Genomic DNA, 21,487 nt, shown 5'->3' with positions numbered 1-21,487 from the left:
GTGACCGCCGCGACGGTCGCGGCACAGGCCGTGATCCGCTCCCGCGACGTCCGCTCGGTGCTGGACGGCGCCGCGGGCACCGGCGGGCCGGGCGCGGTGCCCACCCCGGACCCGGACCGGGTGCGCGCCGCGGTGCCGGCGCTGGAGGAGCTCGGCCTGACCGTGGAATCCATCGACGGCCCGACGGTCGCGCTGCGCGGAACACCGGAGGCGTTCACCGCCGCGTTCGGGGTGCGGCTGGACCCGGACGGCGAGCCGGACCCCGGCGGGGGCGGCTGGCGGCTGGCCGGCACCCCGGGCGGCACGAGCTTCGCGGTCACCGGCGGCCGCCTCGGCGGGCTGCTGCACACGGTCCTGCTCGACGGACGCACCGAGCCCGCGACCCGGCCGCACGACGTGCGCGAGCTGTTCGACGGCGCCGAGGCGCCGCCGTCGGCCCGGGACCTGCTGCTCGGCGAGGTCGGGACCTCCGCGCTGGCCGCCGGGCCGCCGGCCGGTCTCCTCACCCGGCAGGTGTTCCCGGCCGGTGACCCCGCCACCGCCCTCGCGCGGACGGCCTCCTCGCTGCGGGACTGGCGCGACGACCCGCTGCGCACCGCGCTGCAGGCGCACATCGCGGACCTGCCCGGCCGGGCCGCGGTCGGCGCGCGGATCGTCGAGTACGGCGCCGACCCCGCCCTGGCCGACCAGGTCCGGGCGGCGCGCCCCGACGACACGCACGGCCCGGCGCCGCAACCGCCCCTGCGGGTCGTCGGCAGCCGCCCGGACGTCCTCGACGACCCGTGCGCCTGGCCCGGGCCGCACCGGACCGACCACCCGCGGACCGCCTACTTCCTGCGGGCGGTGCGGCCGGGCTGGGCCCGGGCCGGCGCGGCGCTGGAGGCGTTCGCCGGCGCGCTCGACGGCGGCGATCGCGGCGGCGCGGCCGCCGCCTGGGCGGGGGTGCGCGGCGCGCTGACCGCGTTCCTGGACCACGCCGGCCGGCAGCGCGAGCTCGACCCGGCCGGCGCCCTCGCCGACAGGCTCACCCCCGCACTCCGCCGTGAGCTGACCGCCGCGCTCGACGGGGTCGGTACCGCGCTGGACGCCCCGGACGGCGACGTCGACGCCGCGCTCGCGGCGCTCGGCTCGCGCTGGGAGCACCTCGACCTGCTCGTCGAGGCCGACGGGCAGGCCGCGGACGCCGACCTCGCCGACGCCGGGCTCCGCGCGGTGCTGCACGCCGCGATGGTCGCCCACGCGTTCCTCGCGGTGACCCTCGACGCGGTCGAGGTGACCCTGGAGCAGACCTCGCGGCCCGGGGTGCCGATGTGGCGCACCTTCGGTGCGGTCCCGGAGGGGCGGCGCACCGTCCTGTCCGGCAGCATCAGCCACACCGCGCCGCACGACCTCACCGCCGCCGACCTGGCCCGCCACCGGGCGCTCGCCGCGGTCCGGCTGCACGAGCTGCGCGATGTCGCCCTGCACGTCGTCGGCGCGGGCAACGACACCGCCGCCGACCCGCACGTGACCGACTCGCCGAGCGTCTACGCCGTCTTCGCCGCCGACGCCGGCAACGTCCTGGTCGCCGGGGGCTGCTCGCCGGTGGTCGCGGGCTGGGCCGCCGCCGAGGTCACCCACGGCTACGACTTCGCCCTGGCGGCGGGCCCCGCAGCCGGGGCCGGGCCGTACCGGGTGCGGATCCCGCACGTCACCGCCACCACCAAGACGGCCACCGGCGGCGCGATCGCGTTCCCCACCGACGGGGGCGCCCGCTGGTGGACCGGGGCGGGTTCCTCGCTGTCCACCCCGATCGTGGCCGCGGTGTGCGCGCTGGTCTGGAGCGCTTTCCCGCAGCTCACCGCCTCCCAGGTCCGCAGCGCCGTGCTCGACGGGGCGGAACCGCTCTCCGGCGGCGCGTTCCACCTGCCCACCGCGCACGCCGCCGGGACGACGCCCGCCCCCGCGCCGCCCGCGGGGGCCGGGCGGGTCGTGCTCGCCGAGGCGCTGCGCCGGGCCGCCCGGCTCGCCGGGACCGCCCTCGCCGCGCCGCCGGCCGGGCTGCTGGCGGACGCGGCCGGGAGCGGGACCCGGTGACGGTGCCGGCGGAGGCGTTCGTCCGCTCCCGCGACGGCCGGTCCGCCCTGGACCCGACCCGCCCGGGCGTCCCGGCACCCGCCGACCCGGGCCGGGTGGCCGCCGCGGTGGCCACCCTGCTCGCGGCCCGCGTGGCGCGCGGTGACCGATGCCGCCGCGCGGTGCTCACCCGGGCGCCGGCCGCTGCGGGCCGGGTCGACACCGAACGCCGCCGTGCCCTGCCCGACCTGCTCGCCGAACCGGGAGAGAACTCGTGAGCGAACCGACCTGGCTCGCCGCGGGCCGCACCCTGCGGGTCGACGACCCCGCGCTGGCCCCGCTGGGCCGGCTGTTCGCCGTCGTCGCCCCCGATGCGGAGACGGTGGCGGTGGTGGTCGAGCGGGTCACCGGCGCGGCCGGGTCGCCCCGGACCTGGGAGGGCACCGCGCCGCTGTGGGGCAGCGACCGGGCCCGCTTCGGGATCGCCGCCGACGCCACCGGCGCCCCCACGAGCGCCTGGGTGGCCAGGCCGGTCACCCTCGCCGCGGGCATCGACATCCCCGGCCTGTCCACCGACGTGTTCTGGATGATCCTGTCCGCGCAGGTCGCCGAGCAGCCGTGGGTGCTCGACCCGGCCGAGCCGCCGATGCTCGCGATGGTGCGCCACCTGGTCGGGCCGGTCCGGGTCGGCGACCGGCCGGTGCTGGTGCGCCTCGACCTGCTCGGCGAGACGATGACCGCCTCGGTCGACCTGGACGGGACCCTCACCGACGTCGAGCGCGCCGTGCTGGGACCCGATCCCGGCGGTCCGGGCGTCACCGGTCTGGGCTTCGCCGACCTGGCCGCGCTGCTGGGCACCGCGCACGACCCGCACGCCGACCTGGCCTGGCTGCCCGAGCCGCTGCGCACCCCGGAGACCTTCACCCTCGACGAGGTGCACCTGCGGCTCGACGCGTCCGACGACCGGGTGCTGATCGGCGTCGGCGCGGCGGTCCGGGTGGGCCGCGACCGGCGCTGGCCGCTGGTGCCCGGGTTCGACGTCCTCACCGTGGGCGGGATCGTGGTCCGCTTCGACGTCGACCACCCGCTCGACCCGCTCGCCCGGTTCCCCCGGGTGAGCGTCGCCGGCGACATCGGGCTGGGCGCGGCCACCGTACGGGTCGGCGCCCGCTGGCCCGACCTGGCCGTGCAGGGCCACCTGGTCGACGGCGGGGCGCACCCGGTCGTGCTCGACGACCTGCTCGCGGCCCTGCACCTGCCCGTCCTCGGCGGGTCCGGCCCGGCGATCACCGAGCTGGGGTTCACCGCCCGGCCCGGCACCGCGCCGCGCACCTTCACCCTGCACGCGCGGGCCGCCGACCTGCTCACCGTCCCGGTCGGCGGCGCCGAGCTGCGGGTGCGCGACCTGGAGCTGGACCTGGCCCTGGACCGCGCCGCCGGCCCCGGGGAGCAGCGGGCCCTGCGCGCCGGGCTGCGCGGCGAGCTCGCGCTGGGGGAGCGGTCGCTGTCGCTGCGGGCGGTGAGCGACCACGGCGGGCACGGCTGGACGCTGCGGGCGCTGCTCACCGGGGAACCGCTGGAGCTGGGCGAGCTGGCGGCGTGGATCGCCGAACGGTTCGGGGACCACCCGCTGCCGCAGGGCCTGATGTCGGCCGCCCCGCGGGTCGAGCGCCTCGAACTGGCCTTCCACACCGGGTCGGGCGACGCGTCGTTCGAGATCGTGACCGGGGCGCAGCTGGGCGCGGTGAGCGGCGAGCTGCGGCTGGACCTGGCCCTGGCCCACCACGGCGCCGACGCCTACCGGCGCACCGTCTCCGGGCGGCTGCGGGTCGGCGACCACACCTTCGACCTGCTGCTCGCCCGCGACGCGGGCGACCCGGCCGCGGCGGGTGGGCCGGTCCCGCCGGCCGGGTCCGAGGTGCTGGTGGCGGCCTACCGGCGCGCCGGCACGGCGACCGTCGGGGACCTGCTCGCCGCGGTGGGCATCGACCTGCCGATCCCGGTCGCGCTGTCCGACGCGCTGCTCGCCCGGACCGGCGGCGCGACCCTCGCGCTGGTCGACATGGGCGCCGGGTTCGACCTGTCCCGGCTGCCGCTGGTGGGGAAGATGTTCGCCGGCACCGACGTCGCCCTGGACCTGCGGCTGGTGGTCGCCTCCGGGGACTGGGACGCCGCCGCGGTGCGCGCGGTGAACGCCGCGCTGCCCGCGGGGTACGGGCCGCTCGACGAGCCGGCGACCGCGCTGCCCCCGGTCGGACTGGTCGTCGCGCTGACCCTGGGCACCGAGACCGTGCACCTCGACCTGGGCGTCGAGCTCGACCACACCGCGCTGCCCACCCCCGCCGGACCCGCCCCCGCCGGACCCGCCCCCGCCGCTACCCGCGGCGCCCCGCCGGTCACGCACGCCGGCAGCGGCGGCGAGGTCAGCTGGTACCCGGTGCAGCGCGCGTTCGGCCCGGTGCACCTGCGCCGGGTCGGGGCCCGCTTCGACCCCGGCACCCGGTCGATCGAGCTGCTCCTCGACGCCGATCTCGGGCTCGCCGGGCTGACCCTCTCACTCGACGGCCTGTCCGTCGCGACCCCGCTGACCTCGTTCGAGCCCACCTTCGGGTTGCGCGGGCTGGGCCTGGACGTGCGGACCGGCGCCTTCGAGCTCGGCGGGACGTTCCTGCGGCTGGGCGCCGAGGAGTTCGCCGGGGCCGCGCTGCTGCGCACCGAGACGCTCTCGCTCTCGGCGATCGGCGCCTACGGGGTGGTCGACGGGCACCCGTCGCTGTTCGTCTACGCCGTGCTCGACTACCCGCTCGGCGGTCCGTCGTTCTTCTTCGTCACCGGACTGGCCGCGGGCCTGGGCTACCACCGCAGGCTGGTGCTGCCCACGGTCGACCGGATCGCGGAGTTCCCGCTCGTCGCGCAGGCCGGAGCCGGTGCCGGCGCCGCGCTCCCCGAGGCGTCGGAGCTGATGGCCACCCTCGAGTCGTTCGAGGAGTTCCTGCCCCCCGCGGTCGGCGAGATGTTCGCCGCCGCGGGGATCCGGTTCACCTCCTTCTCCCTCATCGACTCGTTCGCGCTGCTCACCGTGTCGCTGGGCGAGCGGCTGCGGATCGACCTGCTCGGCACCTCCACCCTGGTGGCCCCGACCCCGGTGCCCGGGTCGCCGGTCGACCCGGTCGCCGAGATCCACCTCGGGTACCACGCCCGGTTCCTGCCCGACGAGGGCTTCCTCGGCGTCGACGCCCGGCTGACCAGCGCCTCCTACGTGCTGTCGCGGTCCTGCCACCTCACCGGCGGCGCCGCCTTCCACTCCTGGTTCGCCGGCCCGCACGCCGGGGACTTCGTGGTCACCCTCGGCGGCTACCACCCCGCGTTCCGGGTGCCCGCGCACTACCCGAGGGTGCCGCGGCCGACGCTGAGCTGGCAGGTCAGCGACGAGATCGCGATCAAGGGCGACCTCTACTACGCGCTCACCGGACACGCGATCATGGCCGGGGGACACTTCGACGCCTCCTACACCAGCGGCGCGGTCGAGGCCTGGTTCCGGATGGGCGCGGACTTCCTGGCCTCCTGGCAGCCCTTCGCCTACGACGCCCGGGCCTACGTCGACGTCGGGGCCCGCTGGCACGCCATCGAGGTCGAGGTCGGCGTGGACGTACACGTGTGGGGGCCGGAGTTCGCCGGCGTCGCCGAGGTCGACCTGACCCTGACCTCGTTCACCGTGCACTTCGGCGACACCCGCCCGCCGGCGACGGCGCCGGTGTCCTGGGACGGTTTCCGGGCCGCCGCGCTGCCCGCGTCCACCGCGATCGTCGGCGTGTCCTGCGGGAGCGGGCTGGTCCGCCCGACCGGGCCCGGGACCGGGTTCGACGCGGAGTGGGTGGTCAGCGCGCACGACCTGGTCATGGTCGTCGCCACCCAGGTCCCGGCGACCGGCTACCGGTTCAACGGCTCCGCGGCCACGACCGTTCCCGGCGCGACCCACGCGATCGGGATCGCCCCGATGGGGGTGGCCGTCGGCGGCCTGGACGCGCCGCTGACGGTCACCGTGCAGCGCACCGCCGACGGCACCGCGCAGGACATGGTGCTCACCCCGGTACGCAAGGCCGTGCCGGCCGCGCTGTGGGGCGAGCCGAGCGGCGCCCGGCCGGCCGTGAACGGGTCCGCCCACGTGCCGGACACCCTGGCCGGGTTCGAGTTGCGCCCGCCGCGCCGCGCCGCGCCCGGCTCGTCCACCCCGGTGCGCCGCGACGCGATGGCCTACGACGACATCCCCGCCCGTGTCGCCGGCCCGGGATGGACCCCGGAACCGGTGCCGGTGGGGGAGGAGGTCGCCGCCGTGCCGCCCGCCGAGGTGGCCCGCGCCCGGGCGGCGCTGCTGCGCGGGCTCGGCGTGGATCCCGGCCTGGTCCGGCCGGGCCCGGACCTCGACGAGATGTTCCTCGCCCGGCCCGTCGCGGTGGAGCTGACCGTGCCCCCGGAGTCGTCGTGACCCCCGTGACCCCCGTGATCATTGCGACCCCGCCCGCCCGTCCCCGCCACCCCGGAGCGGCCCCGTGACCACCGACCCGAACAGCGTCGTGTTCGTCGACGCGCACGAGCCCGCCCTGGACGCGGGCGGCTACGAGATCACCGTGACCCAGCCGCTGACCGGGCACGTCCCGGTGCCGCTGCTGCCCGGCACCGTCGTCCCCACGAGCCTGGGGCCCGCCCCGCCGACGACCCGCACCCGGATCCACGTGCTCGGCCCGCGGGTGGCGCTGGAGCCGTCCTGGACCGAGTCACGGTTCCCGCCCGCCGGCCCGGACGGCCAGGACGCCGACGTGCTCGCCCACGTCGTGCTCACCCGCAGCACCCTGCCGTGGGAGCGCAGCGCGCTGCGCGGGGCCGACACCGCCCGCGCGCCGTGGCTGGCCGTCCTGCTGCTCACCGAGCCGGAGATCGCGGGGTCCGGCGGGCTGCCCGCGGTGCGCGAGGAGCAGGTGCCGTTCGGTTCGTTGCGGGCGCCGTCGGCGGCGCCGGCGTTCCCCGGGCTCGGCGACGAGCCCGGCCCGGCCGACTCCGAGCCGGTGCGGGTGCTCGACGTCCCTCGCGGGCTGCTCGCCGACCTGCTGCCCGCGGCGTCCTGGCTGGGCCACCTCACCCACGTGCGCGAACGCCTGCTGGACAGCATGCCGGGCGCGCTGGCCGACGACCTGGACCGGGAGCTGCTCCCGGCAGCGCTGCGCGAGCTGCTGCGCGAGCACGGGCACGCGCCCGACCCCGGCACCCGGGTGCGGGTGGCCGTCCCCGGGGCGCAGTGGCGCATCGACGGCGACACCACCCACTACGTCGAGCGCGCCGGGCCGCAGGCGGACCTGGCGGTCACCGCGCAGGCCCGGGCGGTCGTGCTGGGGTGCCGGGTCACCGTGCCCGGCCGGCGCTACCGCGCCCACCTGGTCTCGGTCGAGGGCCGCTACCTCGCCCGCCCGCCGGGGCCCGGAGAACCCGACGACGGCGAGGAGTTCCGGTTCGACTTCGGCGCCGCCACCGCGCCCGACGACCCGGTCCGGCTGGTGCTGCTGGACCGCTGGGACTTCGGCGCCGACGCGGGTGCCGAGCGGCTGCGCGACCTGCTGCGCGGGCTCGCCGGAACCGGCACCGGCCCGTCGGGCCCGGCCGGGCTCACCGTCCCCGTCGAGGGCCGCAGCGGCGCCGGCGTCGACATGCTCCGCGCCGGCCACGCGCTGCTGCCGCACCGGTTGCGCAACGGCGGCCGGGTCCGGTCCTGGTACCGCGGGCCGCTGGTGGCCCGGCTCGAGGAGCCCCCGCTCCCGCCGCCCCCGCACGACGTCGCCGACGCGCTGCTGGCTGTCGACCGGCACACCGGGATGCTGCTCACCTCGCACGCCGCGGCCTGGGAGCTCGGCCGCACGCTGGCCCTCGCCGACCCGTCCGTGGCGCGCGACCTGGTGCGCTGGAAGACCGAGCACCGCCGGCACGCCCACCGGCGGGCCACCGCCGCCGACACCCCGCACCTCGAGGCACCCACCGGCGAGGCACCCGGGCCGCCGCCCGCGGTGCTGTCGTTCATGCGGCGGCTACTGGTCCTCGACGGCGTCCCGTTCGGCTACCTCGTCCCCGACCCGGCGATGCTCCCGCCGGAGTCGCTGCGCACCTTCCGGCTCGACCCGGGCTGGCTCGGGGCGCTGCTCGACGGCGTGTTCGGCGCCGGGCGGTCGCTGCGCGGCGACCCGGGCACCGAGCGCGACCTGCTGTTCGAGATCATGCAGGCGGCCGCCGAGCACCTGGTCCCGGAGGGCGCGCACACGCTCACCGTGTCCGGCTGCCTGGTCCGCTCCGAGGTGGTGTCGGCCTGGCCGGCCCTGCACGTCGACGGCTGGGTCGACGGGGACCGCACCGGCCGCTGCCCGGTGCTGCGCCGGGCCCGGCTGTCCGACGACGTGCTGCTGGTGCTGTTCCTCGGTGACGTCGCGCTGATCGAGCTGCACCCCGACCCCGAGTCGCTGCACCACGGCCTGGTGCCCGACGACCGCCCGGGTGGGCCGCCGGGATGGCGGATCGTGCCGCGCCACCTCGACGGCGTCCCCGACGCGGAGGGCCCGGGGCCGGCACCGATGCGGCCCCGCGAGGTGCTCGACGTCGCCGCCGCGCGGGCGCGACCCGGCGGGTCGGGGGTGCACGCCCCCGACGAGTTCGCCCTGCGGCTGCTCGCCGGGGTGCCCCGGCTCTCGGTGCAGGTCCCCCCGGCCCACTGACCAGCCGCCGCCGGGTCCGGGCGCCCCGGTCGGCCCCCCGGTGACCGGACGTCCGGCGGGACCGCAGGCGGTGTCGGCGGCGGAGGGCGACGTGCGGGATCCGCGCCGGGCCCGAGCACTACGCTGCCTGTCATGACTGGCGACCGCGACCGGCCCCGAGCGCTCGCCGAGCCGTGTCCGCAGGACCGGATACCGATGTCGGCCGTCGCCGGCCGGGGCCCGGCGCGGCGCGCCCGGACGACTGCGGGAGCCTGACCCACGTGCCCGACGACACCGTGCTCGCGAACCGCTACGCCCTGGAGTCGGTGATCGGCCGGGGCGGGATGGCCGACGTGCACCGCGCCCGCGACGAGGTCCTGCACCGGCCGGTCGCGGTGAAGATCCTGCGCGCGGTCTCCGCCGACCCGCAGGACCGGGCGCGGTTCGGCGCCGAGACGCGGATGCTGGCCCAGCTCCGCCACCCGAACCTGGTCATGATCCTGGACGCGGGTACCGACGGCGAACGGCCGTTCCTGGTGATGGAGCTCGTGGAGGGCTCCTCGCTGGCCGAGCTGTGCCGGGCGGGCCCGCTCGAGCCTGCGCACGTGGCCACCATCGGCGTGCGGCTGGCCGACGCGCTGCGCTACGTGCACGCCGAGGGGATCGTGCACCGTGACATCAAGCCGGCCAACGTGCTGCTCTCCCACGACGGGCGGGTCCTGCTCGCCGACTTCGGCATCGCGCGGCTGACCGCCGACGCGGCCCGGCTCACCGGGAGCGGCGTCATGATCGGCACCGCCGCGTACCTCGCGCCGGAGCAGGTGCGCAACGAGGAGGTCGGCCCCGCGGCCGACATCTACTCGCTGGGACTGGTCCTGCTCGAGGCGCTGACCGGTGTCCAGACCTACTCGGGCCCGTCCACCGAGGCGGCGCTCGCCCGGCTCAGCCGCCCGCCGTCGGTGCCCGACCAGCTTCCCGAGCCGTGGCCGGGCCTGCTGCGGTCGATGACCGCGCTGGATCCGTCGACGCGCCCCACCCCGGCCGCGGTCGGCTCGGCCCTCATGGAGGCGGCCGCCGGGTTCGACCAGGCCGCGGCCACCGTGGCGCTGCGCTCCGGGTCCACCGACGGGCACCCACCGACCCGGCGGTTCGACCTCGGCGGGACCCGCGGCGACGGCCGGCCGCCGACCCGGCCCGACCTCCCCGCGGCCGGGCCTGCCACCGCCGCCGCGGCGCAGCCGCTCCGGCGGCGGCCGGTGCGCCCGGCCCTGCTCGTGGCCGTCGGGGCAGGCCTGCTCGCCGTGCTGGCCGTCGTGCTGGTCGTCACCCTGCTCAGCAGCGGCGCCGGCGCGGGCGGCACCGGCACGATCCCCGCCGAGGTGCCGCCGCAGTTCCGGGAGAGCCTGCAGGAGCTGCACGAGGCGGTGAACGGATGAACCGGCCCGGAAGGCTCGTGGCCGCCGTCGTGCTGGCCGTCGCGCTGGCCGGGTGCGGCAGCGAGGTGCCGCCCGGCGAGGCCGTGCCGGAGCTGCGCCAGGAGCTCTCGCTGGTCGACGAGGCCGTGGTGGCCGGCGACTACGGGCGGGCGCGGGAGGCGCTCGACGAGCTGGCCCGCCGGACGGTCGCGGCCCGCGAGAGCGGGCAGCTCACCGCCGAGCAGGCCGACCCGGTCCTCGCGGCGATCGCCCGGCTCGCCGCCGATCTTCCGGGGGCGGACCCGGCGACTCCGGAGCCGGATCCGACCACCCGTGAGGCGCCACCCCGCACCACGTCGGCACCGGAGGACAGCGCGGACCCGACCTCCGACGCGACCCAGGAGCCCCCGCCGTCCGACGACGGCGGGCAGGACGAGGACGGCGGCGACGGCGACGGCGACGGCGACGGCGACGGCGACGACACCAGCGGCGACGGGGATGGCGGGAGCAGCGGTGAGAACGGCGGGCCGGAGGGGTCCGGCGGGAACGGCGGGGTGGACGGGGGCGGCGGGCCCGGCAGTGGTGGCGGCGACCAGGACCAGGGCGGCTGACGTGGGGTGGCCCGCCCGCCCACCGTGCGGCGCACCTGGGCATCGGACGGCGCTGGTGTCCGCACTCGCGCGGCCGCCAACTGAACGGCTTTGCCGCCCCTAGTCGCGCAGGTCGGCGCAGCCGGCCTCGTCGGGCAACAGCGGGCGCAGGGCCACCGACCAGCGCGATCCGGCCGACGTCCACGGCGTCGCCGAGTTCGCCCCGGCCGCGGCGGCGAGCACCGCATCGGCCGCCGGGCCGGTGGCGACGGTGCAGCTCAGATCCAGCCCCGGGGCGTAGGGCTCGCCGGGCAGTTCGGGCCCCGGCCATTCCGCTTCCGGCTGCTCGCCGAGCTCCGGAGCCGGGTCGGTCCACGGCGTCACGACCGCCGCCACGGACTCCGGTTCGTAGGGCTCCTCCGCGCTCACCGCACCCGGCCCGAGGGTGCGCCCGAGGTCGGTGAGGGCGGCGAGGAGCTCGTTCAGCTCGGTCCGCGCCGCCTGCTGCTCCGGTGTGAGTCCGGGCGCTCCGGCCGTCTCGGCGAGGGCGTAGGCGTCGAGCTGCTCGCGGTCCGCACCGGACCCGACGACGAAACGGGTGGTCGTCGCGTCCGCGATCGGGGGCTCACCGAGGTCGACGTCGCGACCCACGCCCGCGTCGAGCGCGCGCTGCACGAGCGTCCGGACGTCGTCGGGCGCGATGCGGCGCGCCTGCAGGTTCGGCAGGGCCGGAGCCGGGAAGATCGCGATCTGCGGTCCCTCGGTGATGACGAGGCCGTCGGCGTAGACCGAGACCGGGGGGACCCGGGTGGCCAGCGCGGTGGGGGTCGTGAACCCGCCGACGAGCTCCACCCGCAGGGCGAGCCCGGTGTCGGTCGCCGCGAGCGGTGCGGGACGCCCGCAAGCCGGAAGCAGCAGCAACAGCAGCGCGCAGGTCGCGAGCGACGTATGTCCGCGTGTCATGGAGGGAGGACGCGCACGAGCACCGTCGGGTTCCCGGCGGTCAGCCGCGGCCGGCCCTGATCGCGGCGGCCACGGTCTTCGTGACGTACCAGGCCGGGATCAGGAACAGCACCCCGCCGACCACCGCCCGGGCGGCCTGCGGGTCCAGCCGCGTCCACTGCGACAGCTTCTCGGCGACGGGCTCGCCCGCCTTCCTGCGCCAGCCGGTCAGGGCCTGCTCGCCCATGCGCGTGACGTCCACCGGGTCCTCCTTCACCAGAGCGGATGAGATGCCTGCAGGTACCCGTAGTGCGGCGTCGCCGAACGTGCGGCTGACGCGGATCGGCGCGCTCGCCGGATCGTCAGGGCAGCCGGTCGCACGTCCTTGACGGACCGGAATCTCCCACGCGACCATCACAGCAGTTCAGGAGTATCTGGAGGTTCGTATCCCGGACGACGTTCCACGGGTGGCCGAGGCCGTCCCGCCACGACGGTGGCCGTGGGTCGTCGGGCTCGCCGCGGCGCTCGTCATGGGCGTCGTCATCGGCGCTGCCGCCGACACCGGCGTTCCCGCGAGCGAGCTGGAGGCTGCGCAACAGCAGTCGAGCTCGTTGCGCGACGATCTCGCAGCTGCCGAGGGCGAGCTCGGCACACTTCGGTCGCAGCGTTCCGCCGTACGCGCGAGGGAGTCCCGGCAGGACGGCCGCGAGCAGGAACTCGATCAGCGGGCCGCCGAGCTCGATGCTCGTGAGGCCGCGATCGGCGCCGCGGAGCGAGAGTACGAGGAGAACACGATCCCCGGCACGGGGACGTTCCTCGTGGGGGAGGACATCGCGGCGGGCACATACCGGACGGCCGGCTCGTCAGAGTGCTATTGGGCTCGCCTGCGGGGAACGTCGGGCGACCTCGACGACATCATCGCCAACGGCTTCGCCGAGGGCCCGACGACGCTGACCATCGCCCCCTCGGACGAGGCCTTCGAGGTGGGCCGGTGCGCCGAGTGGCGATTGCGCTGAGCGCACCGGTGCTGGGGCCGCCGGACTGCCGCACCGACGTGGACGATCTCCGCGGCCCGATCTCCGGGCAACGTACGGCGTGGCGCTCGGCCCGTCGACGGGTGAGCGGCTAGCGGGGTGGGCCGCTGCGAACCCGCCGACCGCGGTCCTCCAGCCACGCCACGGCGAACGCCGTGATCGCGGCGGCGTCGACCAGCACGCTCGGCGCCGCCCCGACCGTGCCCCGGGTCCCGTTCCCGCCGGCCAGGAACTCCTCGACGACCGTGGCGAAGTAGTCCTCGGGCAGCCCGTCCACGACCGGGTCCGCGGTGTCGAACTCCTCGGTGACCCGCCACTCCACGCCGCCGTCCGGGGTGCGCAGCGGCACCTCGTAGCGGATCACCCGCTTGCCCGCGACGTCGGCGAGGTGCTCGGCATGGTGCAGCAACGTCATCGTGTCCAGGGGCGCGCCGACCATCAGTACCCGCCCGCGCCGCGCCACCAGCCGGGCCAGCGGGGAGCCGGCGCCGTAGCCGTAGTCGAGCGGATGGTCGGCGGTGTAGAACCCGGCGCCCGCCCCGACCGCGGCCACCGAGGCGCCGGGGTTGCCGCTGCGGAGCGCCCCCGGGGTGGTGCGCAGGAACTCCGGCAGCGCACCGTTGTCGCGGATCGACCGGGACGCGGACGGGTCGAACGGCGGCACGTGCGGGCGCCACCGCTGCGGCACGCGCCCCTCGCCGTCGAGGAGTTCGTGGTAGCGGGCGTCCCAGTCGGTGTAGGCGAGCACCGTGCCGTCCGGGCCGACGGCGTCGAGCAGGGCACCGATCAGTGCGTCCGGGCCGTTGAGCATCGGTCCCACGCGGCGCAGAGCGGCGTGCACCATGACGTCGTGGCCGGGAGCCACACCCAGCCGCTCGAGGTCGGCCCGCAGGGCGGCGCGGGTGACGAACGGGTCGTCCACGGTCGAGATGCTAGGAGCAGCGGGCCGGCCGGTCGACGGGGTGGTCAGGCGTTCCAGGGTCCGGTGCCGCCGACGCGGTCCACCCGCACCCGCACGACGTAGCCGGGTGGCGGGTCGGCGGGCAGCGGGAACTCGCCCCCCGTGTAGACGGTGCCCAGGCGCCGCAGCAGCTCCGGGGCGCCGCCCTCGGTGACGGTGGCCGTCCCGTGGATCACCAGGTTGTCCTGCATGCCGATCGGGTTGGCGGCGGGCCCGGCGAGGGAGAACGCGATGCGCGGGTCCCGGCGCAGGTTGCGGACCTTGCGGTGGTTGCCGAGGTGGGCCATGACGATCTCGTCGCCGTCCAGGCCGACCCACACGGCGCTGACCTGGGGGCTGCCGTCGGGGTTGAGCGTGACGCAGTGCGCGAGACATCCGGACTCGACGAGAGCGCGTGCGCTCTCCGGGAGCTTCATGCTTACAGCGTTGCACAGTCCCGGGCGCCGGTCAGCTCCGGATGTCCGGGGGAGACGATCTGCGCGGGGAGCAGGCAGCCGCTGACTGAGCCGTCGGGCTCCACGACGAACTGCGCCACCGCCGTCCGGGAGCCCGCGGCGGAGAAGTTCGGCCACACGAAGTTGCCCAGGCCCCACGCGATCGGCCGGCCCGCGTGCTCGCCGAGGGGCTGCAGGCGGTGGGCGTGGTGGCCGAAGATGCCGTCGGCCCCGGCGTCGATCATCGCCTCGGCACGCTCGACGTCGACGGCCTGCGGCTCGGTCTCCAGCTCCGCACCCCAGTGGATGGAGACGAACACCAGGTCGGCCTGCTCGGCGGCGGCGCGCACCGCGGCGGTCATCGAGTCGATGTCGTCGCCGCTGGACATGCCGGGGCGGGAGTCCGTGGCCAGCCAGTCGGCGGCGGGCACCACGCCCCCGAAGCCGAGCACCGCGATCCGCCACCCGCCGGCCTCCAGGATCGCCGGCCGGTTGGCCTCCTCGACGTCGGCTCCGATCCCGACCGGTTCGATCCCGGCGCCGCGGGCCTGCTCGATGGAGTCGAGCAGGGCGACCTCGCCGTAGTCGCGGCTGTGGTTGTTGGCGAAGTTGGCCACCTCGACCCCCGCCTCGCGGGCTGCCGGCAGCGCGGCCGGGTCGCAGCGGAAGTTGAACTGCTTGGGCACGAGGGTGCCGCCGTAGGAGACCGGGCACTCCAGGTTGATCACGGTCAGGTCGTCGCCCGCGAACAGGCCCTCGAGCCCCGACCAGGCGTGGTCGTAGCCCTCCGACCGGAGCGCGGGGATGTAGTCCGGGTCGAGGTTCACGTCGCCGGTGCCGTGCACGACGATCCGCCGACGTTCCGGTCGCTCCGGCTCCGTCGGGACGGCGGTGCGCGCGGTCGTGGCGGCGGGCGGCGGGTCGGCGACCTCCGCCGCGGGCGCCGCGCATCCGGCGAGCAGGGCGACGACGCCGAACACGACGACCGAACCCCCGCTGCGCACCCGGAGGAGTCGCCGGCCCCGCTGCTCGCGATTCCCGAGACCCTCGCCATATCGCCACCCCATTCGGTGCAGCGTAGGGTGCCGCCGCCGCGCCGTGCTGCCGCCACGCGGGCGCGCCCGGGCGAACACGGACGGCCGACGGACGTCACGACGCATCGGGTCGTCGGGGTCGTGGGGGTCGCGGGCGGGGCGGGGCGCCGAGCCGGCGGCCGACCACCTCCGCGGCCTCCACCACGGCCGCGCGGATGCGGCGCAGCGGCGCCGCCCCGGCCCGGTCGGTGGGGGCCGCCACCGACAGCGCCGCGATCACCGCGCCGTCCGGGCCGTGCACCGGCGCGCCGACCGACACCACCCCCACCCGGCTCTCCTCCCGGTTCTCCGCCCACCCGCGCGCGGCGATCTCCTGCAGCCGCGCGCGCAGGAGCCCCTCGTCGACGATGCTGAACGGGGTGTGCCGACGTGGCACCCAGTGCGCCAGGCGCAGGTCCAGCTCGTCGGGGGCCAGCGCCGCCAGCAGCGCCTTGCCGGTGCTGGTCGTCGTGGCGGGCAGGCGCGTGCCCGCCCGGGCGAAGATACGCACGGTGTGCGGGCTCTCCAGCCGGTCGATGTACACCGACTCCAGCCCGTCGAGGACGGCGAGCTGGACGGTCTCGCCGGTGGAGTGCCGCAGCGTGGCCATCACCGGCATCGCCGCCTCGTGCAGGTCGAGGTGTGAGGACACGTTGGCGCCCAGGTCGAACGCCGCGAGCCCGAGCCGGTAGCCGCCCGGCGCGCGCTCCAGCAGCCGCTCGGCGGCGAGGGTGGCGAGCAGGCGGTGGACCGTGGACGTGGCCAGGTCCAGGCGCCGGGCCAGCTCGGAGACCCCGAGCTCGCGGTCGGTGCGGGAGAACTCCTTGAGCAACCGGGCCGCGTTGCGCACCGACGTCAGCTCCCAGGACGGCCTTCCCTCCATGCGGGAAGGATCCCTTGTCCGGGCCCCGATGGCTACCTACCGTCTGGTCTGCGATGCCCTCAGGCGGGCGTACCACCACAACCGGGAGATCACATGCTGACCGCCGAGCAGAACGAGCAGCTGACCCAGGTCGAGGCCGGGACGCCGATGGGGGAGGTGCTGCGGCGCTACTGGTACCCCGTGGCGTTCACCCGTGAGCTCGAGGAGTTCCCCGTCAAGCGGGTGGAGCTGCTCGGCGACTTCTTCGCGCTGTGGAAGTCGCCGTCGGGGCGCTACGGGATCGTGCCCGAGGCGTGCCCGCACCGGAAGGCGTCGCTGGCCTACGGCGTGGTGGAGGCCGACGGCATCCGCTGCCCCTACCACGGCTGGGTGTTCGACACGACCGGCGCGTGCACCGAGCAGCCCGCCGAGCGCGACAACACGCAGTTCCAGGACCGCGTGCGGGCCCAGGCCGGTCAGGTCGAGGAGATGGGCGGGCTGGTCTGGGCCTACGTCGGACCGTCCCCGGCGCCCGAGCTCCCACGCTTCGACACCTACGTGATGGAGGGCTTCCGTGACATCGGCTGGGCCGACCTGCCCTGCAACTACGTGCAGATCATGGAGAACGCCGTCGACCCGCACCACGTCGAGTTCCTGCACGGGCGCTACTTCGAGTTCGTCGGCCGCCACGAGGGCTTCACCGCACCGGCCTCGTTCGGCAAGGAGCACGTGAAGATCGGGTTCACCCCGTTCGAGTGGGGGATCATCAAGCGCCGCGTGCTCAAGGGCGCCACCGAGGAGAACGACGACTGGAAGGTCGGCCACCCGCTGGTGTTCCCGTACAACATGCGGGTGGGCGGAGGCGGCGTCCACCAGATGCAGATCCGGGTCCCGATCAACCGCACGACCACGCGGTTCATGCTCTACACGGTGCACAGCCCCGACGGCTACGAGCACGTGGAGCAGCCGCAGATCCCCGACTACGAGGTGCCGGTGTTCGACAAGGCCGGGCGGCACGTCACCAACTACGTCGAGGGCCAGGACATGATGGCCTGGTGCACGCAGGGTGCGATCACCGACCGCACCACCGAGCACCTGGGGCGCAGCGACATCGGCGTGGCGATGCTGCGCAAGATGTTCCGCGAGCAGATGGACCTGGTGGCCCGCGGCGAGGACCCGCTGGGCACGATCCGCGAGCAGCACGAGCGGATCGACCTGCCGTGCGAGAAGGACAAGTTCCACGCCGGCGGCGCGCAGTTCGCACTCGACTTCTGCGACATGGGCTCCACCCGTTTCTCGCCGATGCTCGACACGATCAAGAAGATCCACATCTCGGCGGCGGACAAGATCGCGGCGGAGAAGGGGTGACCGCTCCGGTCGACCGGCGCTTCTCGGCCGACGCCGCCGCGCACCGCCGCGACGCCCCCCGGTTCTGCCCGCAGTGCGCGGGCGGGCTGGGGATCGCCACGGAGTTCTGGGAGGCCGACGAGCGGCGCTTCTACTGCTCCTGCACGGGCTGCGGATGGACCGGGGAGATCACGCCGACCGGGACGGTGGCGACGGGGCACGAGCCGGAGCACTGACCGGCGACCCGAGCACCTCGCCCGTCGACCACCGGGCTGCGGGATCACCACGGCGGTGCAACGATCGACGGCACACAACGGCGAGGGGGCCCGGCATGACCATGCGCAGAACCACCGAACCGCGCGCGTCGTTCATCAAGGCCACGCTGTGGATGGTGGGCCTGTCGATCCTGCTGTTCTGGCTGCCGATCCTCGGCCCGGTCGTCGCGGGCCTGGTCGGTGGCTGGTTCGCCGGCACGATCGGACGGGCGGTCCTCGCCTCGCTGATGCCGGCGGTGCTCCTCGCACTGCTGATCGTGGGCGTCGGGACGCTGTTCGAGCTGCCGTTCGTCGGCGCCCTGGCCGGTGGCGCGATCGGGCTGGTGATCCTGCTGGGCGACGTCCCGCTGGTGCTGGGCGCGATCGTCGGGGCGGTCGTCAGCCAGCGGCGGTGAGTCTGCCGGCGACGACGGGCACCGTTCGACACGGTCACCTGCCGTCGCTCCCACGCGGACCGGCCGACTGCGCACCGGCGGGTGGTGGCCCGTCGAGCCGACGGCCGCGTCAGCGTCCGTCCTCCGGTCGGGCCAGTGCGCGGAGCCGCTGTGACCAGGACATCTCGGGTGGCGGCTCACCCACGTCGGCGAACCACTCGCCGCCGTGCTCGACGACGGGGTAGGTGCCCAGGCGGTGCTGCGGGGCCGTCGTGCACTCGCCGGTGTCGAGGTCGAAGCGGTACCAGTGCCACGGGCACACGACCGCCCGGCCCTCGCGCAGCCAGCCCTGTTCCAGCGGGCCCTGGTTGTGTGGGCAGACCGCGTCGGTGACGCGGAGGCCCCCGGCCCCCGGCCCGTCGCCGACGGCGAACACCGCGAAGCGGCGCCCGTCGTCGGACTCGACGACCCAGGCGTCGCGGCCGTCCGCGGCGCCCAGCGCCACGAGCGTCATCCCCGGCCCGTCACCGCTGCCCGGACGCGCGCAGCTGCGCGAGCGACTCCCCGCCGACGAACCAGTGCTCGGGCTCGCACTCGCGCAGGACGACGCGCACGTTCTCCCGCGGCGCGCCGATGGACTCGTGCACCGCGGCCGTCACCGCCTCCCCGAGCGCGGCGATCTCCTCCGGCGTGCGGCCCTTCGCGAGGGTGATCTGGACGAGCGGCATGTGCCCTCCTTCGTGAGCCGTGGGTACGCAGCGGTGCCAGGGCACCGCGGCGCACCCACGAGGTTCAGCGGCAGCCGAGTTCGAGCGTGCCGAGCCGGTCGATCGACGCGACGACCATGTCGCCGGGCCCCACGGGCACCGCGGCGGTCAGCCCGCCGGAGAGCACCACGTCCCCGGCGACCAGGCCCTCGCCGTCGGCGGCCATCGTGCGCACCATCCAGGCGACGGCGGCGGCCGGGTGCCCCAGCGACGCCGCCCCGGACGCCGTGGCCACCAGCTCGCCGTTCTTCTCCAGCACCACGCCCACCAGCCGCAGGTCGATGCCGGCCGTCGGCACCGGCGTGCCGACGACGAAGCGACCCGCCGAGGTGTTGTCAGCGACGACGTCGGCCATCGTGAACTTGTAGTCGCGGTAGCGGGAGTCGAGGACCTCGATGCCGACCGCCACCCCGGACGACGCCGAGACCACGTCGGCCGCGGTGACGTGCGGGCCGGCCAGGTCGCGCCCGAGCACGAACACGATCTCGGGCTCGCAGCGCGGCTGGATGAGCGCTGAGGTCTCCAGTGGCTCCCCGATGTCGAGCGCGTTGGCCCCGGCCAGGAACCCGAAGACCGGGCTGGACACGCCGACCTGGGCCTGCTTCGCGCGGCTGGTGACGCCGAGCTTCCAGCCGACGAGCGGGCCGGCCGCGTCGCGCAGGACACGCTGCACGGCGTAGGCGGCCGGGATGTCGGGAACGCCGAGGGCGTCGATCGCGGTGCGGTCGGCGACCGCCTTCTGCAACTGGACTGCGTACTCGTGGCTGCTCATGCTGCGCTCCCCGTGCCGGTTGCGCCGGCCGACACCCTCACCGTGATCGGGCCGAGCCGGTCGAACTCGGCGCGGAAGACGTCGCCCGGCGTCATCGGGACGGCGGCGTGCAACGCTCCCGTCATGATCAGATGACCCGCCTCGAGCGCGACCCCGTTCTCGCCGAGGACGTTGGCCAGCCACGCGACGACCGCCACCGGGTCGCCCAGCGCGGCCGCCCCGGCGCCGGTGTCGATCAGCTCGCCGTTGCGGGTCAGCGTCATGCCGATCAGGCGGCTGTCGATGCCGTCGAGCGGCACGATCCGGCTGGAGGTGGCCATCGCCCCGTTGGAGGCGAGGTCGGCCACCGTGTCCGCGAGCTTGATCTTCCAGTCGACGATGCGGGAGTCGACGATCTCCATCGCGGCGACGGCGCCGGCGATCGCGGCATGGGCCTGGGTGACGGTGACGCCCGGGCCCTGCAGCCGTTCACCGAGGACGAACACGATCTCGGCCTCGATCTTGGGCTGGATGAAGCGGTCGAGCGGGATCGTGTCGCCGTCGCGGTAGACGGTGGAGGCGAGGACCGGACCGTGGTCGGGGGAGTCGACGCCGATCATCTTCTGCATCGGCTTGCTGGTCAGCCCCACCTTGTGCCCGATGATGCGGTCGCCGTCGGCGAGCAGCAGCGCGATCAGCTCGCGTTGCACGGCGTAGCCGTCGGCCATCCCGAGTCCCGGGTCGGCGTCGGTGAAGGGCGGGATCGGCACGCGGGTGCGGCGGGCGTCGTAGAGCGCCCGGGCCTTCGCCGGTGCGTCGGTCACGGGCATGTGGTGCTCCCAGTCGTCGGTGTCCGGAACTGATCGTGTCGGGCCGCGGTCCGTGGGTCACGACCCCCGTTCCGCTGGCCGGAACGTGGCGGTCGGGAGGCGCCGGGGCGGTGGGGGTGGCCGGGGTGGCACGGGTGGGTCATGCCTCGCGGGCCCTCGTGGCCAGTTCGGGGTTCCAGCCCAGGCGCCGGCTCACCGCTTCACCGGCCTCCACCAGCGCCCGCGCGAACCTCCGCCGTGGCACCGCGCCGAACCGCGCCACCGGCGCGCCGATGCTGACGGCGGCCACGACGTCGCCGTGGAGGTCGCGGATCGGGGCGGCCAGGCTCGCGACGCCGATCTCCCGCTCGTTGATCGCCTCGGCCCAGCCGCGGGCGCGTACGGTGGCCAGCTCGTCGCGCAACACGGCGGGGTCGACGACGGTGTGCGCGGTGAGCCGGTCCAGCGGGCGGGCGAGGAACGCCTCGCGGGCGGCCTCCTCGGCGTGGGCCAGCAGCACCTTCCCGCTCGACGTGCAGTGTGCCGGCACCCGTCGCCCGGTCTCGGTGAACAGGCGCAGCGAGTGGGCGCTCTCCAGCCGGTCGACGTAGACGACCTCGTCGCCGTCGAGCACGCCGACCTGCGAGGACTCCCCGGTCTGCTCCCGCAGGTGCGCGAGCACGGGGCCCGCGGCGGCGTGCAGGTCCAAATGCACCTTGACGGCCTCACCGAGCTCGAACATCACGATCCCGAGCCGGTAGCCGCCGGAGCGCGGATCCTGCTCGACGAGCCCCTCGGCCACCAGCGTGGTGAGCAGCCGGTGCACGTTGGACTTGCCCAGCCCCAGCCGTCGGGCCAGCTCGGAGACCCCGAGCGACTCCTCCCGGCTGAGGAACGCCTTGAGCAGCCGGGCGGCGTTGCGCACGGTGGACAGCGTCGCGTCGGTCACCGCACGCCCCTTCCGCACCGAACCCCGGCGATCAAGGGCAGCTGGGGGCCTGTCGGACACCGCCGCCGCCCCACAGCCCATGATAGCCCGGGGCGGGGTGGGGCCGGGGGTGTGGGCG

At 76.0% G+C, this 21,487-nt stretch carries 21 protein-coding genes; 10 read left to right on the top strand and 11 right to left on the bottom strand.

Annotated features, from left to right (window positions below; translation table 11 throughout):
* The 6 genes from Q1K26_RS03600 to Q1K26_RS03575 all read left to right on the top strand — a co-directional run bounded on the left by Q1K26_RS03600 (nt 1) and on the right by Q1K26_RS03575 (nt 10,812).
* On the top strand, nt 1-2,076 hold the full coding sequence (locus Q1K26_RS03600) for a S8 family serine peptidase (RefSeq protein WP_300007698.1): 2,076 nt from the start codon (nt 1-3) through the stop codon (nt 2,074-2,076).
* A complete protein-coding gene (locus Q1K26_RS03595; RefSeq protein WP_300007697.1) occupies nt 2,073-2,333 on the top strand; it encodes a hypothetical protein in 261 nt (86 codons plus the stop codon). The genes Q1K26_RS03600 and Q1K26_RS03595 overlap by 4 nt, the downstream gene beginning before the upstream one ends.
* A complete protein-coding gene (locus Q1K26_RS03590; RefSeq protein WP_300007696.1) occupies nt 2,330-6,541 on the top strand; it encodes a DUF6603 domain-containing protein in 4,212 nt (1,403 codons plus the stop codon). The genes Q1K26_RS03595 and Q1K26_RS03590 overlap by 4 nt, the downstream gene beginning before the upstream one ends.
* 64 nt (nt 6,542-6,605) lie before the next feature.
* Entirely contained in the window at nt 6,606-8,807 is a 2,202-nt protein-coding gene (locus Q1K26_RS03585; protein WP_300007695.1) for a hypothetical protein, read from the top strand.
* Nucleotides 8,808-9,067: 260 nt separating this feature from the next.
* A complete protein-coding gene (locus Q1K26_RS03580; RefSeq protein WP_300007694.1) occupies nt 9,068-10,222 on the top strand; it encodes a serine/threonine-protein kinase in 1,155 nt (384 codons plus the stop codon).
* Nucleotides 10,219-10,812, top strand: coding sequence for a hypothetical protein (locus tag Q1K26_RS03575; RefSeq protein ID WP_300007693.1), 594 nt, complete (start codon nt 10,219-10,221; stop codon nt 10,810-10,812). Before Q1K26_RS03580 ends, Q1K26_RS03575 begins: the two co-directional genes overlap by 4 nt.
* A 99-nt stretch (nt 10,813-10,911) precedes the next feature.
* Here Q1K26_RS03575 and Q1K26_RS03570 read toward each other — a convergent pair whose 3' ends face one another.
* Entirely contained in the window at nt 10,912-11,754 is an 843-nt protein-coding gene (locus tag Q1K26_RS03570; RefSeq protein ID WP_300007691.1) for a hypothetical protein, read from the bottom strand.
* A 40-nt stretch (nt 11,755-11,794) separates the two neighbouring features.
* Nucleotides 11,795-11,995: a hypothetical protein gene (locus Q1K26_RS03565; protein WP_300007690.1), complete on the bottom strand. Its 201-nt coding sequence runs from the start codon at nt 11,993-11,995 to the stop codon at nt 11,795-11,797.
* A gap of 268 nt (nt 11,996-12,263) precedes the next feature.
* Here Q1K26_RS03565 and Q1K26_RS03560 point away from each other — a divergent pair, with 268 nt between their 5' ends.
* Complete coding sequence (locus Q1K26_RS03560; protein WP_300007689.1) at nt 12,264-12,749, top strand: hypothetical protein; 486 nt, start codon at nt 12,264-12,266, stop codon at nt 12,747-12,749.
* Nucleotides 12,750-12,858: 109 nt separating this feature from the next.
* Here Q1K26_RS03560 and aac(3) read toward each other — a convergent pair whose 3' ends face one another.
* From aac(3) to Q1K26_RS03540, 4 genes are all read right to left on the bottom strand, one after another.
* Entirely contained in the window at nt 12,859-13,689 is an 831-nt protein-coding gene (gene aac(3) / locus Q1K26_RS03555; protein ID WP_300007688.1) for an aminoglycoside 3-N-acetyltransferase, read from the bottom strand.
* Nucleotides 13,690-13,733: 44 nt separating this feature from the next.
* A complete protein-coding gene (locus tag Q1K26_RS03550; protein WP_300007687.1) occupies nt 13,734-14,144 on the bottom strand; it encodes a PPOX class F420-dependent oxidoreductase in 411 nt (136 codons plus the stop codon).
* A gap of 2 nt (nt 14,145-14,146) precedes the next feature.
* Nucleotides 14,147-15,229 carry a CapA family protein gene (locus Q1K26_RS03545; protein ID WP_300007686.1) on the bottom strand — a complete coding sequence of 361 codons (1,083 nt, stop codon included), beginning with the start codon at nt 15,227-15,229 and terminating at the stop codon, nt 14,147-14,149.
* A gap of 82 nt (nt 15,230-15,311) precedes the next feature.
* Nucleotides 15,312-16,118 carry an IclR family transcriptional regulator gene (locus Q1K26_RS03540; RefSeq protein ID WP_300007685.1) on the bottom strand — a complete coding sequence of 269 codons (807 nt, stop codon included), beginning with the start codon at nt 16,116-16,118 and terminating at the stop codon, nt 15,312-15,314.
* A 93-nt stretch (nt 16,119-16,211) separates the two neighbouring features.
* Here Q1K26_RS03540 and Q1K26_RS03535 point away from each other — a divergent pair, with 93 nt between their 5' ends.
* The 3 genes from Q1K26_RS03535 to Q1K26_RS03525 all read left to right on the top strand — a co-directional run bounded on the left by Q1K26_RS03535 (nt 16,212) and on the right by Q1K26_RS03525 (nt 18,114).
* Nucleotides 16,212-17,465: a Rieske 2Fe-2S domain-containing protein gene (locus Q1K26_RS03535; RefSeq protein WP_300007684.1), complete on the top strand. Its 1,254-nt coding sequence runs from the start codon at nt 16,212-16,214 to the stop codon at nt 17,463-17,465.
* Nucleotides 17,462-17,680: a hypothetical protein gene (locus Q1K26_RS03530; protein ID WP_300007683.1), complete on the top strand. Its 219-nt coding sequence runs from the start codon at nt 17,462-17,464 to the stop codon at nt 17,678-17,680. Before Q1K26_RS03535 ends, Q1K26_RS03530 begins: the two co-directional genes overlap by 4 nt.
* Nucleotides 17,681-17,775: 95 nt before the next feature.
* The gene (locus tag Q1K26_RS03525; RefSeq protein WP_300007682.1) at nt 17,776-18,114 is read left to right on the top strand and encodes a hypothetical protein; all 339 of its coding nucleotides are present in this window, start codon (nt 17,776-17,778) and stop codon (nt 18,112-18,114) included.
* Between the two features lie 109 nt (nt 18,115-18,223).
* Here the strand turns inward: Q1K26_RS03525 and Q1K26_RS03520 are convergent, their stop codons facing one another.
* From Q1K26_RS03520 to Q1K26_RS03500, 5 genes are all read right to left on the bottom strand, one after another.
* Complete coding sequence (locus Q1K26_RS03520; protein WP_300007681.1) at nt 18,224-18,607, bottom strand: Rieske 2Fe-2S domain-containing protein; 384 nt, start codon at nt 18,605-18,607, stop codon at nt 18,224-18,226.
* 10 nt (nt 18,608-18,617) lie between these two features.
* Nucleotides 18,618-18,821, bottom strand: coding sequence for a 2-hydroxymuconate tautomerase (locus Q1K26_RS03515; protein WP_300007680.1), 204 nt, complete (start codon nt 18,819-18,821; stop codon nt 18,618-18,620).
* A 64-nt stretch (nt 18,822-18,885) separates the two neighbouring features.
* Nucleotides 18,886-19,632: a fumarylacetoacetate hydrolase family protein gene (locus tag Q1K26_RS03510; protein ID WP_300007678.1), complete on the bottom strand. Its 747-nt coding sequence runs from the start codon at nt 19,630-19,632 to the stop codon at nt 18,886-18,888.
* The gene (locus tag Q1K26_RS03505; RefSeq protein WP_300007677.1) at nt 19,629-20,441 is read right to left on the bottom strand and encodes a fumarylacetoacetate hydrolase family protein; all 813 of its coding nucleotides are present in this window, start codon (nt 20,439-20,441) and stop codon (nt 19,629-19,631) included. The genes Q1K26_RS03510 and Q1K26_RS03505 overlap by 4 nt, the downstream gene beginning before the upstream one ends.
* Before the next feature lie 139 nt (nt 20,442-20,580).
* Nucleotides 20,581-21,369 (bottom strand): IclR family transcriptional regulator, encoded by a 789-nt coding sequence (locus Q1K26_RS03500; protein ID WP_300007676.1) that lies wholly within the window; start codon nt 21,367-21,369, stop codon nt 20,581-20,583.
* Nucleotides 21,370-21,487: the final 118 nt, after the last annotated feature.

This window comes from Pseudonocardia sp. (genome assembly GCF_029263155.1).
GTDB lineage: Bacteria > Actinomycetota > Actinomycetes > Mycobacteriales > Pseudonocardiaceae > Pseudonocardia.
The sequence above is the reverse complement of the archived record's forward strand: the minus strand, read 5'-3'. Positions and strand labels throughout refer to the sequence as shown.